Origin of the sequence: Streptomyces sp. Y7, assembly GCF_043195415.1 — a bacterium.
Taxonomy (GTDB): domain Bacteria; phylum Actinomycetota; class Actinomycetes; order Streptomycetales; family Streptomycetaceae; genus Streptomyces.
On the sequence record NZ_JBIDDQ010000014.1, the window covers coordinates 160,655 to 175,840 of the forward strand.

The 15,186-nt window shown below is 72.5% G+C and carries 8 protein-coding genes and 2 pseudogenes; 2 read left to right on the forward strand and 8 right to left on the reverse strand.

Annotation, left to right across the window (positions count from 1 at the left end; genetic code table 11):
- Nucleotide 1 precedes the first annotated feature (1 nt).
- From ACGFW6_RS29185 to ACGFW6_RS29205, 5 genes and pseudogenes are all read right to left on the reverse strand, one after another.
- Nucleotides 2-2,190, reverse strand: a pseudogene (locus ACGFW6_RS29185) (DUF4139 domain-containing protein).
- A 268-nt stretch (nt 2,191-2,458) separates the two neighbouring features.
- Complete coding sequence (locus tag ACGFW6_RS29190; protein WP_393516126.1) at nt 2,459-4,153, reverse strand: hypothetical protein; 1,695 nt, start codon at nt 4,151-4,153, stop codon at nt 2,459-2,461.
- 232 nt (nt 4,154-4,385) lie between these two features.
- Nucleotides 4,386-6,122 (reverse strand): ubiquinone-dependent pyruvate dehydrogenase, encoded by a 1,737-nt coding sequence (gene poxB, locus ACGFW6_RS29195; protein WP_393516129.1) that lies wholly within the window; start codon nt 6,120-6,122, stop codon nt 4,386-4,388.
- A gap of 108 nt (nt 6,123-6,230) precedes the next feature.
- A complete protein-coding gene (locus ACGFW6_RS29200) occupies nt 6,231-6,719 on the reverse strand; it encodes a hypothetical protein (protein WP_393516132.1) in 489 nt (162 codons plus the stop codon).
- Nucleotides 6,720-6,881: 162 nt separating this feature from the next.
- On the reverse strand, nt 6,882-8,180 hold the full coding sequence (locus ACGFW6_RS29205) for an MFS transporter (RefSeq protein ID WP_393516135.1): 1,299 nt from the start codon (nt 8,178-8,180) through the stop codon (nt 6,882-6,884).
- 161 nt (nt 8,181-8,341) lie between these two features.
- On the opposite strand from ACGFW6_RS29205, the gene ACGFW6_RS29210 reads away from it, so the two are divergent.
- Nucleotides 8,342-10,393, forward strand: a complete 2,052-nt coding sequence (locus ACGFW6_RS29210) for a phosphocholine-specific phospholipase C (protein ID WP_393516138.1) — start codon at nt 8,342-8,344, stop codon at nt 10,391-10,393.
- Nucleotides 10,394-10,990: 597 nt separating this feature from the next.
- Here the strand turns inward: ACGFW6_RS29210 and ACGFW6_RS29215 are convergent.
- Together ACGFW6_RS29215 and ACGFW6_RS29220 are read right to left on the reverse strand one after the other, a co-directional pair.
- Nucleotides 10,991-11,807 (reverse strand): annotated as a pseudogene (locus ACGFW6_RS29215) (DMT family transporter); the annotation flags it as partial.
- Nucleotides 11,804-12,622 (reverse strand): phosphatase PAP2 family protein, encoded by an 819-nt coding sequence (locus ACGFW6_RS29220; protein ID WP_393516141.1) that lies wholly within the window; start codon nt 12,620-12,622, stop codon nt 11,804-11,806. The gene ACGFW6_RS29220 and the pseudogene ACGFW6_RS29215, both read right to left, overlap by 4 nt.
- 235 nt (nt 12,623-12,857) lie before the next feature.
- Between ACGFW6_RS29220 and ACGFW6_RS29225 the strand changes: the two genes are divergently transcribed.
- Nucleotides 12,858-13,472: a TetR/AcrR family transcriptional regulator C-terminal ligand-binding domain-containing protein gene (locus ACGFW6_RS29225; protein WP_393516144.1), complete on the forward strand. Its 615-nt coding sequence runs from the start codon at nt 12,858-12,860 to the stop codon at nt 13,470-13,472.
- Between the two features lie 332 nt (nt 13,473-13,804).
- On the opposite strand, the gene ACGFW6_RS29230 is transcribed toward ACGFW6_RS29225, so the two are convergent.
- Nucleotides 13,805-15,040, reverse strand: a complete 1,236-nt coding sequence (locus ACGFW6_RS29230; protein ID WP_393516147.1) for a DUF2510 domain-containing protein — start codon at nt 15,038-15,040, stop codon at nt 13,805-13,807.
- Nucleotides 15,041-15,186 lie beyond the last annotated feature (146 nt).

Sequence of the window (15,186 nt, forward strand, 5' to 3'; positions counted from 1 at the left end):
GTCAGCTCCTGCGGTTGCCGCCGACCAGGGCCTTGGCGGCCGGGACGCGGATGTCGTAGCCGCCGTCGAGGGCGGCGCTGCCGCCGGCGGGCAGGTCCACTCGCCAGACGCGGGTGCCCGGGGCGTGCCGGTCGGGTCCGCCGTCCTGCTCGGGCGTGGTCCAGTCGGCGTGTTCGTCGATGCGCACGTCCGGTTCGGAGGTGACCGGAACCTGTTCGTGGACCTCGACGGTGACGGCCTGGGCGAGCCGGTTCGCGAGCTCCACATGGACGTGGTGGGCGAGCACCGTGGTGGTGTTGCGCAGCCCCGAGGTCGACTCGCGCAGGTTCGTGCGGCGGGTGACCCGGATGCCCTCGGCGGGTCCCAGCCCCATCCGGCGGACCCCGCCGGGGGCGAGGGTGGGCAGGGCGGCGGTCGTCAGGAAGGCGTCGTCGCCGGTCACCTCCACCGGGCCGGCGAGCAGGGCCTGGTCGGTGGAGTTGGAGAGCACGAGGGTGGCGTAGACGGTCTGCTCCACCGAGGGCACACAGAGGTACTCGGTGCGCAGACCGACGGGAATCTCCGTCACGGTGACGGTGTGCCAGGTGCCGTCGGAAGGGATGTCGGCGCGGGCGACGGCGTCGTAACGGTGGTCGAAGGAGCCCGCCGACTCGCGGGGCCGCACGGCGTGACCGGGCAACGGCAGCGCGGCCACCGCGTCGGCGCGACGGCGGTGCTCGTCCGCCACCGGGTCGTAGGGCGTGCGGGGGAAGAGCCTGCCCCTGCGGCCGTCGGGCTCGTCGGCGCCGGACAGGACGAGCCCGGCGTAGTCGAGCTCCGCACCGCTCGGCCGCGGCGGACCGGCCGCCGCGGGCGCGGACGGCGGGGGAGGCGGAGGGGCCGCCGGGGCCATGGCGGGTCGCGCGGCGCCCCCGCCGGCGGCGGGCCCGGACCCGACACCCGGTGGTCCCGACCGCGCCGGCGGTGCCGAGCGCGGCACGGCCGTGTCGAAGACCGCCGGCGGAGCACCGGCGAGCCCGGACGGCTCGGGCAGCGCCGCGCGCGCCATGCCGTACCCCTGCGGTGCGGGCGGCGGCGGTGGCGGTACGGCGCTGAAGGCTGCCGGAGGCGCGCCCACTGTGCCGGTCGACTCGGGGCTCGGCATGCCGTACCCCTGCGGTGCCGGCGGCAACGGGGGGACGGGGCCGGGCGCAGGCGCGGCGGCAGGGACGGGTAGGGCGGCCGGGGCGGGGCCGGGGCCCGCCGCGTCGTAGCCGGAGAAGAGGTCGGAGAGGCCCGCGGGGGGCTCGCGCCAGCCGGAGGGCGCGGGGGCGGGCTGCCGGCGTCCGACCCGGATCGAACGCAGCTTCGGCAGATCGGTCGCCGCCTCAGATCCGCGGTCGCGAGGGCGACGCGCACCCCGTTCCAGTCCTCTCCGGTGCGCTGGGCGACCGAGGCACGCAACACCAGGGTGCCGGCGTCGTCGCCCTGACGGTGCGTGAGGCGGTAGGCCGGTACCCAGACGGCCCCCGGCACACCGTACTCAAGCTCCACTTCCACGACCTCGGCCCCACCCTCGGCTGTGGCGTCGGATCCGGTCCCGGTCGGGGTTCCGTCGAGCGTCAGGACCGCGACGACGGTGGTCGCGACATGCTCGGGCGGTACGTCGGTGGAGGCACGCATCCAGCGGTCGGTGGCGAGCGAGAGCTCGTGCCGGACTCGGCGGAGCTCCTCCTCCAACTCGACGAGCCGGCCGTGAAGCCCTCGCAGCCGTTCGTCGACGAACTCGGCGAGCCTCAGCCAGGCATCGGCGGCCGTGCGCCGGGGCGGGTCCTCACGCCTGCGGGCCGGCGGTACCGGACGGAGCCCCGCCACCTCCGCGATCAGGTTCACCTGCCGGTCACGCCGCCCCTGCGCCGAGGCACACGCGTTGCGCAACCTCTCCATTTCCTGCCGCAGGGGCTCGACCGTGCCGGTGCCGGACGGTTCGGCATCGACCTCCACCCGCACCTCGGTGACGCGTACGCCGCGCTCACCCACGACCCTCGCCCGCAGCGAGCCGGCGTCCATCGACCGGGGCAGTCCCGTCACCCGTACCCGGCCGCCCGTCGGCATGCTTCCCCGCGCGACCCGGGTGCAGAGCGCACCCTGCGCGTACACCACAACCGCGTCGAGCGACGACGCCCACCCAGGTGCAGCTTCAGACTTCATACACTCCGCCCCCCGTGTCCTGCCGACCGAAGCCTACGCCCAGCCCGTGCGTGTTCCGGCGCCTGATTCTCAGGTCACCCCGACACAGCACAGGGCCTGATGATGCGACAGGCGCGGGGCCGCACTTGGACCACCACCGCGCGCCACGCACGCGCCCCACAGCTGCCGAGCGTGCACGTCCGACCGGGTCGGCCGGCGGCAAGTCCCGTGAAGGGCACGCTCCGACCGCCGCACAGGTCATGGCCCGCCGGAGGACAGATCCTGCGGATCACCCCGAGTTGTAGCCCCACCGAGGCCGGCCGTCCTTGCCCATGAAGCACTTCGCGGGTCGCCCGTCCACGGTGGTCGCGGTGGCGCCCACCGGGGAGCAGTGCTGCCCGAACTGGATCCCGGGCCGGCTTCCGGTGCCGCCGCTGGTGCCGCCCGAGCTGCTGGACGAGCCACCGCCGGTCGAGCCACCGCCGGTCGAGTCGTCGCCACCGGAGCCACCACCTGTCGTGCCTGCGACCGTGGTGGAGCCGGACGGGGGATCGGTGCGCGGCTTCGGTTCGGGCTCGGGTTTCGGCTTCGGTTCGGGGGTCGGCTTCGGACTGGGCTGAGTGCAGGGGTCACCGGGACCGATCAACCACAGGCCGGCCTGCACGGTCAGCGGGACTTCACTGCCGGGCTCCGGCTCCTGCCGGCACACCCGCCAGTCGTCCAGGTCCTGCGATCCTTCGGTCAGACGCTTACCGGTGTGGGCGTGCCAGGTGGCGATGTGTTCCACGCCGAGGTCGTCGAGGACGCGTGAGGCGTCGTCGAGTCTCTCCCCGAGAAGGTCCGGCATGACGATCCGGCGTGAGCCGAACAGCCGTGTGGGGCAGGCCTCCTCCTCGGGAACCGCGTAAAGGGTGAGCGTCCTGACGGACGGGCGGACCGTCTCACCGCCGGACGGAGTCTGAAAGCACACCTGCCAGCCGAGCGTGGTGGCCTTCACCGGCCGGAAGGACGACGAGGCATCCACCGTCGTGACCCGCAGCCAGGGATGACGTCGTGCTTGGGCGACAGCCGATGTGAGAGCGTCCCCACCGAGATCCGGTACGGCCACGGAGCTGTCCCCGCCGGCCCGTGCCGGCGTCGCCTGGTTGCCCGTCCCCAGCCCCGAGAAGATCGCTCCCGCCGCAACGGCGGACATCAGCACGGGGTGTCTGCGTATCCACGCGGAGACGCGTGCACGGCCCTTGGGTCGCAAAGGGGAGTCGGCAGGCAGGAGTTGGCCCGCGGCTTGGAGGCGCTGCCCCTTCGGGTCGAGCTTCGACCCGTGCAGCTTGTACGGCCTGCCGTCGACGAGAATCATGACCGAGTCGAGAACGCCGTGATCCCGGCGGAGGACGCGCAACGGTCTGGGCGCTCGGCTCACTTTGGGTGCCACGAGACGGCGCAGAACGATGAGTCCGTTGTCGGTGAGCGCGGCATATCCCCAGCCGCAGTGGTACAAGGACCGCACGACTTCGCTGGGTTCGAGCTCGGCCAGCAGTTTCCTCCGGTGATCCTCGGGCAGAGAAAGGCTCTCGCCCGCGAAGGCCGTGGCGGCGCGCGGATCATCCGCCGGGGACTCGGGCACCACTGATCCCGCCCGGCACAGGAGTTCACCGGCCGCGTCGAGCTGCGAGCCCCGCACGGTCACGGTTCGCCCGTCCACGGACACGTCCACGCGCCGCGCGGCGCCGTACGCAGAGCGCAAGATCACCAGGGGCCTCGGAACCCGCGTCGGTGCGCCCCCGGCCAGGAGGATGAGTGCGTCTTCGGTGAGAGCGGCGTACCCCAGCCCTTGGTGATACAGCGCCAGCACACGCTCGCCGGGCCTCAGGGCGTCGAGCAGGGCCTGCGCCTTGACCGGCGGAAGCGCCACGGTTTCCCGGACCGCCACATCGGCGGTGCGCGGATCGTTTCGCAGGAGGCGCTGTGCGCCAGTCGGGGACATACGCGGAGAATAACGGCAGGCGATCTTCGACCGGAGTCCGCTGTCACCACCGATGCGTGGCTGTGACCTGCATCGATGATCGCACCTCACGCGCGTTGCAGCTACTGGCAGTGCGCCGGGAAGTCGGGATGGGCCCGCTCGGGAGCCCGGGCCGGCGCCGTGCCGCCGAACTGTCATGTGAGGCATGGCGTTCCCGGCTCGGGAGCGGTGGCCGGTCGGCCGGGTGGTGGTCCTATTCGAGGCTGAGCTGGCGCATGTTGGTCTTGGTGAGTTCGACGATCTCGTCGCCGCGTCCGGAGAGGATGGTGCGGGTGGCGAACAGGGTGAAGCCCTTGATCTGCTCCAGGGTGAGCTTGGGCGGCAGCGAGAGTTCCTGGCGCTCGGTGTGGACGTCGACCAGTGCGGGCCCGTCGTGGTCGAAGGCCGCCTGCAGCGCGTCCTCCAACTCGTCGGCGCGCCGGACGCGGGACGCGTGCAGGCCGGCGGCGCGGGCCTGGGCGCTGAAGTCGGGGTTGTCCAGGCCGGTGCCGTAGGTGACCACGCCCGCCGCCTTCATCTCCAACTCGACGAACGCCAGAGCCGAGTTGTTGAAGACGACGACCTTCACCGGCAGGTCCAGCTGCCGCAGCGTGATCAGTTCGCCGAGCAGCATCGCCAGGCCGCCGTCGCCCGACAGCGCGATCACCTGGCGGCCGGGGTGACTGGCCTGGATGCCGATCGCGTGCGGCAGGGCGTTGGCCATCGAACCGTGGTTGAAGGAACCGATCAGCCGCCGCTCCCCGTTCATGCGCAGATAGCGTGCCGCCCACACGGTCGGCGTGCCGACGTCGGCGGTGAACGCGGCGTCGCGCGCCGCCAGCCGGTCGATGGTGGCCGCGACGTGCTGGGGGTGCAGTGGGGAGTCGGTGGGCTTGGCCTCGGCCAGCCGGTCCAGGCGGGTCCGCACCCGCTCGTAGTGGCGGCGCATCGTCCCCAGGAAGCTGTCGTCGTCCCGGCGCTCCAGGAGGGGAAGCAGCGCCCGGGCGGTGTCCTTGACGGTCCCGACCAGCGGGACTTCCACCGGCGTACGACGGCCGATGTGCTCACCGCGCACGTCGACCTGCACGACGGACGCCTTCTGCGGATAGAACGAGCGGTACGGGAAGTCGGTGCCCAGCATCAGCAGGGCGTCGCAGTGCTCCATCGCCCGGTAGCCGGAGCTGTAGCCGATCAGCCCGGTCAGCCCCACGTCGTAGGGGTTGTCGTGCTCCAGGAACTCCTTGCCCCGCAGCGAGTGCACCATGGGTGCCTTCAGCGCCTCGGCGAGGGCGACGGCCTCGTCGTGGGCGCCTTCGCAGCCGGCCCCGGCGAGGATCGTCACCCGCTCGGCCGAGTTGAGGACCCGCGCCGCACGGTCCAGCGCGCTGTCGTCCGGCCGGATGTGGGACGAGGTCTTGAGCACCGGGTGCTGCGCGGGCCTGTCGGGGGCGGGCGCCAGGAACAGTTCGCCGGGGACGACCAGCACCGCCACTCCGCTGCGTTCCAGCGCGGCGCGGACGGCCATCCCGAGGAGCCAGGGCACCTGCTCGGGCATGCTCGCCAGTTCGCAGTACACGCTGCACTCGCGGAACAGCAGCTCCGGATGGGTCTCCTGGAAGTACTCGCTGCCGATCTGCTCCTGCGGAATGTGCGCGGCCACCGCGAGCACCGGGACGCGGCTGCGCTGCGCGTCGAACAGCCCGTTGATCAGGTGCAGGTTCCCCGGCCCGCAGCTGCCGGCCGCGACCGCGAGGCGTCCCGTGACGCCGGCCTCGGCAGCGGCGGCGAAGGCCGCGGCCTCTTCGTGCCGGACATGCTCCCAGGCGATGCCGCCGTCGCGGCGCAGGGCGTCGGTGAAGCCGTTGAGGGAGTCGCCGGGCAGGCCGTACACCCGTTGCACCCCGGACGCCTTGAGCATGGAGACGATGAGGTCAGAGACCGTGTCGGCCATGATGTGACGTCCTCCCGACCGGGGCCGCAGGGGGCGGTGACGTGGCCGCCGCAGGTCCTGCCCACAGGATCGCCCGGCTCGGGGGAGGCCGCACCCGCAGTCCGGTGTTCAGGGAGCGGCCGGTGCCCCGCCGACCATCCGGTCGAACACGCTCACCGTCACCAGGGCGTAGGCGAGGTGGGGAACGATGTCGGACACCCAGTCGGTCGCGGACCAGGTCCGAGGATCGGTCACTCCCAGTGCCGTCATGGGCCCGTTCGTGGCCACCAGCGCCCCGATCACGGCCACCGCGTACCGGCTGCTGCGAGCGGGGCGCCAACCGGCCGCGTGGGCCAGCCCCAGCATGACGCCCATCCCGGTCCCGGCCGCCAGACCCGTCAGCGCGCCGAGAGCCGCGACGCGACTCTCCTCGGCCCGGCCCTCGCCGGGGATACGCAGGTGCAGCCGCTGCGCGAGCCTGCGCACGGTCGTCTCGGGGGTGGAACTGGCCGGCCGGCCCCGCACCAGCATGTCGCCGTAGGAGACCACGTCGAGCGCCGTCGTCCCCGCGGCGCCCGCGGCGGCCCCGTAGAGCAGAGGGCCCGTGACATACACCATGGCAATCCTTCCGCCGCCCCCGCAGGGCGGGCCCGGAGCGCGAGGGGCCGCGCAGGCCGGTCCCCGGCCGGGCCCGTTCCCCTCAGAATGCGCCGCCTCGGCCTGCCCCGCCACGGGGCGGCCGCGCCCCGGCGTTCGCCGCCCGGGCATCCGGCCAGGCACTCATCGTTCCAGGGGCCTGTGCGCGGTCTCCGGCAGGCGCAGGTACACCAGCGACGAGCCGAGACACAGGGCGGCGACGTACCAGGGGAAGAGGTCCGCGTGGCCGATCTCCTTGAACAGCGTGCCGACGTACGGTGCCGTGCCGCCGAACATCGCGACCGTCAGCGAGTACGGGAACCCGATGCCCGCCGCCCGCACCCGGGGCGGGAACACCTCGGCGTTGACGGCCGCGCTGATCGACGTGAAGCCGGTCAGCAGCACCATGCCCGCGCACTGCACCAGCAGCAGCACCGCGAACGAGTCGCGCAGTGTGTGCAGCAGCGGGACGGTGAGCAGGGTGAAGCCCAGGCCGAAGAAGAGGAGCAGGGGCCGGCGGCCGAAGCGGTCCGAGAGCAGGCCGCCGAGCGGCTGGAGCACGCCGAAGAAGGCCAACGAGAGGGTGCCCGCGAGCAGCGCGTCCGACTTCTCGATGCCGGCGTTGAGTTCGGCGTACGTCGGCAGGTACGACGTCCAGGTGTAGTACGCGATCGTACCGCCCGCGGTGATGCCGCAGATCAGCAGGGACTGCCGGGGATGGCGGCGCAGCGCCTCCAACAGGCCGGGGCGCGGCGCCTGTTGCTGCTCGGCGCTGCGTGTCTCCTGTGCGCCCTGCCGGATCCAGAAGCCGACCAGGCTCAGCACGGCCCCGAGGACGAACGGCACGCGCCAGCCCCAGCCGTTCATCTGCCCGTCGCTCAAGGTGTCCACCAGCAGGGTCGCGATGCCGGACGCGAGCAGCTGTCCGGCGGTGGTCGACACGTACTGGAAGCTGGAGAACAGCCCGCGCCGGCCCGGCCCCGCCGACTCCACCAGGAAGGTCGTGGACGCCGCGAACTCGCCGCCCACGGACAGACCCTGGAGGAGCCGGGCGAGGACCAGGACCACCGGGGCGAGGACGCCCGCCGCGTCGTACGTCGGGGTCAGTCCGACCAGCAGACTGCTGCCGCCCATCAGCAGGATGGTGACCGTCAGCGCGGCGCGCCGGCCGCGGCGGTCGGCGATCGCGCCCATGAGCAGCCCGCCCACCGGCCGCATGAAGAAGCCCACCGCGAAGACCGCGAACGTCGACAGCAGCGGAACGAGGGAGTTGTCCGCGCTCTTGGGGAAGACCTCGGCCGCGATGTAGGTGGCGAGGAACGTGTAGGCGTACCAGTCGTACCACTCGACGGCGTTGCCGACCGAGGCGGCGAAAAGCTGGCGTACGGGCCGGGAGGACGGCGGGGAAACCGTGCGCGTCGTCTCTGTCATGATCGCGACCATCCCCGGGCTCCGGCCCCGGCACACCTCACGTACCCGCGACTTTCACACGAGCGCCACCGGACCCTTCCCTGACGTTTGGTGCTCCTGGAACACTCCTTCCGCGCGCATTCCGTCACATGCCGTTCGGTCATCACACCCCTATGGGAAGAGGTCCCTCACTCATGCCCGAAGTCAATCGCCGCAGTTTCCTGCAGATCGCGGGCGCGACCACGGCGTTCACGGCGCTCTCCAGCAGCATCCAGCGGGCCGCCGCCATTCCGGCGAACCACCGCACGGGTTCCATCGAGGATGTCGAGCACATCGTCGTCCTGATGCAGGAGAACCGTTCCTTCGACCACTACTTCGGCAAGCTGCGCGGCGTCCGCGGCTTCGGTGACCCGCGCCCGGTGGCCCACGACAACGGCAAGTCGATCTGGCACCAGTCGAACGGCACCAAGGACATCCTGCCGTTCCACCCGGACGCCGACGATCTCGGCATGCAGTTCCTGGAGGGCCTCCCGCACGGCTGGAACGACGGCCAGCAGGCCTACAACCGCGGCAAGTACGACAAGTGGATCCCGGCCAAGGGCACCACGACCATGGCGTACCTGGACCGCGAGGACATCCCCTTCCACTACGCGCTCGCCGACGCCTTCACCATCTGCGACGCCTACCACTGCTCGTTCATCGGCTCCACCGACCCGAACCGCTACTACATGTGGACGGGCTACACGGGCAACGACGGACAGGGCGGCGGCCCGGTCCTCGGCAACGACGAACTCGGCTACGGCTGGACGACCTACCCCGAGCGCCTCGAGCAGGCGGGCATATCCTGGAAGATCTACCAGGACATCGGCGACGGACTCGACGCGGCCGGCTCGTGGGGCTGGATCAACGACGCCTACCGTGGCAACTACGGTGACAACTCGCTGCTGTACTTCAACAAGTACCGCGAGGCCAAGCCGGGCGACCCCTGGTTCGACAAGGCCCGCACCGGCACCGACGTCAAGAACGGCGAAGGCTACTTCGACCAGCTGAAGACCGACGTCAAGGCCGGCAAGCTGCCGAAGATCTCCTGGATCGCCGCGCCCGAGGCCTTCTCCGAGCACTCCAACTGGCCCTCGAACTACGGCGCCTGGTACATCGCCCAGGTCCTGGACGCCCTCACCTCCAACCCGGAGGTCTGGTCGAAGACGGCCCTGTTCATCACCTTCGACGAGAACGACGGCTTCTTCGACCACGTCGTGCCGCCGCTGCCGCCGAAGGACGCCTCCCAGGGCAAGTCCACCGTCGACGTCTCGCTCGACCTCTACAAGGGCGACAGCAAGCGCCCGGCGGGCCCCTACGGCCTCGGCCCGCGCGTGCCGATGCTGGTCGTCTCGCCGTGGAGCAAGGGCGGTTACGTCTGCTCCGAGACGCTCGACCACACCTCGATCCTGCGCTTCATGGAGAGCCGTTTCGGCGTCAAGGAGACGAACATCTCCCCGTGGCGCCGGGCCATCTGCGGCGACCTGACCTCGGCGTTCGACTTCTCCCGCAAGGACAGCCGCCCGGCCTCCCTGCCGGAGACGGACGAGTACGAGCCGCAGGACCGCGAGCGCCACCCCGACTACAAGCCGACCCCGCCGGCCGCCGGTGACATGCCGAAGCAGGAGCGCGGTCTGCGTCCCTCGCGTGCGCTGAAGTACGCCCCGTACGTGGACGGTTCGGTGGACGCGGCGGCCGGCAAGTTCACGCTGTCCCTCGCCTCCGGCGCCAAGGCCGGTGCCGCCTTCCACATCACGTCGGGCAACCGCACCGACGGCCCGTGGATGTACACCACCGAGGCCGGCAAGGGCATCGCGGACACCTGGAACTCGGCGTACTCGGGCGGCTCGTACGACCTGACCGTGCACGGCCCGGCCGGTTTCGTGCGGTACTTCAAGGGCTCGAACAAGGTCGCCGGACCCGAGGTCACCGCCCGCCACCAGGGCGACGACATCGAGCTGACCTTCACCAACAAGGGCACGACGAGCGTCCGCCTCAAGATCGCCAACGGTTACGGCGGCCGTCCCTCGACGGTGACCGTGCGCCCCGGCGCCAAGGTGTGCCGCACGGTCGACCTCGCGGGGAGCCGGCGCTGGTACGACCTGACGGTCACGTCCGAGTCCGACCCGGCGTTCCTGCGCCGCTTCGCCGGGCACGTCGAGAACGGACGGCCGGGCGTCAGCGACCCGGCGATCATCTCGGAGTAGTCCGGAACGCCGTGCCGCCCGGGGCACCTCACCACGCGGTGAGGTGCCCCGGCTCCGTCTGCCGGGGCACCAACGCCGGTTCCGGGGCGGCCGGCCCGGTCTCCAGGGCCAGTACGGCGGCGACCGGATGGTCCTCGCCGGGGACCGGGTCCACCGGGGCGCCGCCGTGCGCGGCCTGCTCGGGCGAGACACGGTCGTTCGTGGCGGGGGCGGTGGTTGCCGCGGGGTTTGTGGCGGGGCCGGTGGTTGCCCCGGGGTTCAGGGCGTGGCCGGTGGTTGCCACGGGACTCGTGGCGGGGGCGGTGGTCGCCGCGAGGTCGGTGGCGAGGCCGGTGGTTGCCGCGAGGTTCGCGGTGAGGCCGGTCGTGCCGGGAGTGGCTGTGGCGAGGCCGGTCGTGCCGGGGGCCGCCGTGGCGGGGCCGGGTGTGACGAGAGGGTTCGTTGCGAGGCCGGTCGTGCCGGGGGCGGTCGTGGCGGGGCCGGGTGTGACGAGAGGGTTCGTGGCTGGGTCGGTCGCGGCGCGAGTGGTCGTGGCGAGGCCGGGCATGTCGGGTCTGTTCGTGGCGACGACGATCGAGGTGCCGGACTCGGCCGGCTTCGGTGTCGCGCGGCTCAGCAGCACCACGCCCCACGACGCCAGGCCCGCTCCGGCCAGCGCGAGCAGGATCCCCGTCGGCCCGCCCTGGAGGCGTTCGCCGAGCAGGACGAGTCCGATCACGGCGGCCGCCAGCGGGTTCGCCAGCGTCACCACCGCGAGCGGGGCGCCCAGGCCGCCCCGGTAGGCGGTCTGCGACAACAGCAGCCCGCTCGCCGCGAAGGCCGCGACCAGCAGCGCCACGCCCACCACCTGAAGACTGACCAGCGGGGCGGAGTGGTCCGTCGCCGCCACCGTCACGGTCTGGGTGAGTGCCGAGGCGACACCGGAGGCGAAGCCGGACGCGGTCGCGTGCCGCAGCCCCGGCCGGGCACCCGGCCGCGACAGCATGCCGATCAGGGCCGCCGTCACCGCCGCGACCGCCAGCGCCTCGGGGGCGCTCAGCACGTCGTCGGGCGCGGGCCCGGAGGCCGTGACGAGGATCGCGCCCAGGCCGGCCAGCGTCAGTGCCGTGCCGCGCCACTCGAGCCCGCTGACGCGCCGCCCCGCCAGGCGCGCACCCAGCGGCACCGCGGCGACGAGGGTGAGCGCGCCGAGCGGCTGCACCAGGGTCAGCGGACCGTACTTCAGGGCCACGACGTGCAGCAGCGCGCCGGAGCCGTTGAGCAGGACCGAGCCCCACCAGGCGCCCGAGGCCAGCAGACGCAGCACGCCCGAGCCCGGTGCACGGGAGGCCAGCCGCTCCTGGGCGACGGCCGCGGCGGCGTAGGCGACGGCGGAGAACAGCGACAGGACGACGGCGAGGACGGTGGCGTTCATCGGGCCGCTCCCACGAGTGCGGACTCCTTGTCGACGGCCGCCCCGCCGCGGGCCGCCGGCACCAGCTCGCCGGTGCCGCGTCCGGCCGTCGTCGCGGTGCGCTCGGGCAGGTGAATCACCGCGAGGGCGATGCCGAGCATGGCCGTCGCCACGATCGCGTCGAGCCAGTAGTGGTTGGCCGTGCCCACGATCACCAGCAGGGTCAGCAGCGGATGCAGCAGCCACAGCCAGCGCCGGCGGCTCCGGGTCGTCACGATCAGGCCGATCGCGACCATCAGGGCCCAGCCGAAGTGCAGCGACGGCATCGCCGCGAACTGGTTCGACAGGTGGTCGGTCTGCGGGGAGCCGTACACCGAGGGGCCGTAGAGCTGCCCGGTGTCGAGCAGTCCGGTCGCGGCGAGCATGCGCGGCGGGGCGAGCGGGAACGTCAGATGCACCACCAGGGCGGCGGCGGTGACGGCGGCGAGGACGCGACGGGCCCAGACGTAGTGCGTGGGGCGCCGCAGATACAGCCAGACCAGGAAGGCCAGGGTGGCCGGGAAGTGGACGGTCGCGTAGTAGGTGTTCGCGATGTGTATGAGCGTGTCGCCGTGCAGCAGCAGGTCCTGCACCGAGCCCTCGCCGGGCAGACGCACCGCCCGTTCCAGATCCCACACGCGGTTCGCGTTGTGGAAGGCCTCGGGCGTGTGGCCCGTGGCCAGCCGGCGGCCGAACTTGTAGACGAGGAAGAGCCCTGCGACGAGCAGGAGCTCCCGGACGAGCGGAGGCCGCGCTATCGCGGTCTCCGCCTCTGAAGGCTCGGTGCGGGCATTCATTCCCCCGGCCCTTTCGCTCACGTGGGTGGTGCTGGCTGTGCTGTCGAACTGTGATGACTCCGCGGGTTCGGCGAACTCATCGATACGGCGACGTACCGAAACGTGCCTGTACCGATACGCCACTGTACCGATACGCCAGCGTTCCGGTACAGTGGCGTTTCGATAGACGTGCGACACACTGGAAGGCGAGCCCCGGACAGGGCGGGGCGAGACACGCGAGCGAGGAGACGAGCAGATGACGTCGCAGGCCGCTGACGGACCGGAGACGGTCGCCGCCACGCGCCGCTCCAAGATCACGCCCGAGCGTGAGCAGGAGTTCTTCGACGCCGTCCTCGAACAGGTCCGCGCCTGCGGCTACGACTCCGTGACCATGGAGGGCGTCGCCGCCAGCACGCGGTGCAGCAAGGCCACGCTCTACCGGCAGTGGAAGACGAAGCCGCAGTTCGTGGCGGCGGCCCTGCGGGCCAGCCGGCAGACGCGCTTCGACGGCATCGACACCGGCACGCTCGCGGACGACCTGCGGGAGGCCGCACGGGCCGCGGGGGCCTGGTCGGCGAAGGACACCCGGCTGCTGCAGGCTCTCGGTCACGCCGTCATGGAGGATCCGGAACTGAAGAAGGCGCTGCGCGAGGCGCTGATCGACCCCGAGATCGACGCGCTGCGGCAGATCCTCAGGCGCGGCGTCGAACGGGGAGAGGTGGCCGCCGACAATCCGGCGCTGGAGTACATCCCCGCCCAGATCTTCGGCGTGCTGCGCGCCCGGCCCGTGCTGGAGGGCGAGGACGCCGACCCGGAGTACATCGTCCGGTTCGTGGAGGCCGCCGTGCTGCCCACGCTCGGACTCACCTAGGACCCAGGCCGCCGTCCACGGGATGACTGGACGGTGACCTGTTCCGCGCCGCACCGTGGGGACGGGGGCGGCGCGCACCCCCCGGCCGGGTGGGGTTCCTCTTGAGCGGAGAGGAGCTCCACCCGGCCGCCTCTTGTCCGAGGCGGACCGGGGTCGGGTGGTCCCGGGCGGGACCGGGGTGGGCATGGCCGGCGCGGGTTCGGGCGGTCCTGGCCGGCACGGACCCGGGTGGGCCTGGCCGATGCGGATCGGGGTCGAGTTGTCCTGGGTGGACCGGGCCCAGGGCGGGGACCGTTGGGCCTGGGCGGGGGATCGGGGTGGGGCGGGGCGGTTCAGACGTCCTGGCCGTTGCCCCCGCCGCTGGACACCTTGATGCCCTTCGTGATCTCGTCGATCACCGACTGCTTCTCACCGACGTCGACGCCGAAGCGGACCACGACCATCTGCCGCGCGTTGGCGGGGGAGGGGAAGGCGAGCGACTCGACGTAGCCGTCGGAGCCCTTGCTCGTGACCGCCTTCCAGCGGACCAGGTAGCCCTTCTGCCCGGCCACGGTCACCGCCTTGGACGCCAGTACCTCGTGCGAGGTGATCTCGCCGTACCCCTTGCCGTAGGACTCCTCGGCGTTCGCCGAGATGTCCGCCTTGGCGACCTCCTCGGCGGTATCGCCCTTGGTGCCGAGCGCCAGCGCCGGGGCCGAGTAGGCGCCGCCCTTCATGCAGGTCTCGGAGGTGTCGGCGGGGCACTTGTACGTCTCCTTCGACGACACCTGCGCACCCACGGTGATCTCCTGGCCGTACCAGCCCTCGGGCACGGGGACGCTGATCCCGTTCACCGGGTCGGCGACCGAACCGCTCTCGATCCTCGGCGCCTCGGATCCCTCCGGCGTGGGCGACTGCCCACCGGAACCGCCGTCGCCGCCGCCGGAGTCCCCGAAGGGGCCGCCCTGGCCGCCACCGGGACCACCCTGGCCGCCTTGACCACCCTGTCCGTCGGGGCCCTGCTGGGAGCTGGAGCTGCCGCCGCCCGAGCCGCCGTCCGCGGTCAGCGCGTACACGCCGACGCCGATGCTCGCGAGGACGACCACGGCCACCCCCACGGCTATGCCCGTGCGCAGCCCACGCCGCCCGCCGGACTGCACCTGGCCGGGATAACCGGGGTGCACGGGGTAGCCCGGGTACGCCGGAAGGCCCGGATGCTGCGGCTGGCCCGGCTGGCCCGGCTGGCCCGGCTGGCCCGGCTGGCCCGGCTGGCCCGGCTGGCCCTGGTGGGCCGGATAGGCCGAAGGGTCGCCGGCGGCCGGTGGCTGGGCCGGATACGCCGAGGGCTCGCCGACAGCCGACGGCCGGCCCGGCTGCGCGGCGGGCTCGTCCCCGGCCGGTGGCTGCTCCGGATGCGCCGCGGGCTCCGCGACGGCCGACGGCTGCTCCGGAGGGCTCCATCCGCCGGCCGGCTCCACGGGCCGGACCTGGTCCGTCCATGCCTTGCCGTCCCACCAGCGCTCGGTGGGCGGACCGTCACTTTTCCGGCCGGGGTCGGGGTACCAGCCGGGAGGAGTCACCTGGGTCATGTGCACACCGTATGAGGCGTCGGTGAAAGCGGGATGAGAGGACCCCGCCAGGCGCCCGGAATGTCGGTCCCGCGAAGCCTCACGAGGGAGCGGCGGGGCGCTCGCGACCTCGCCGGCGTTACGGCGCGAGGTCGGCGTCTCTGCAC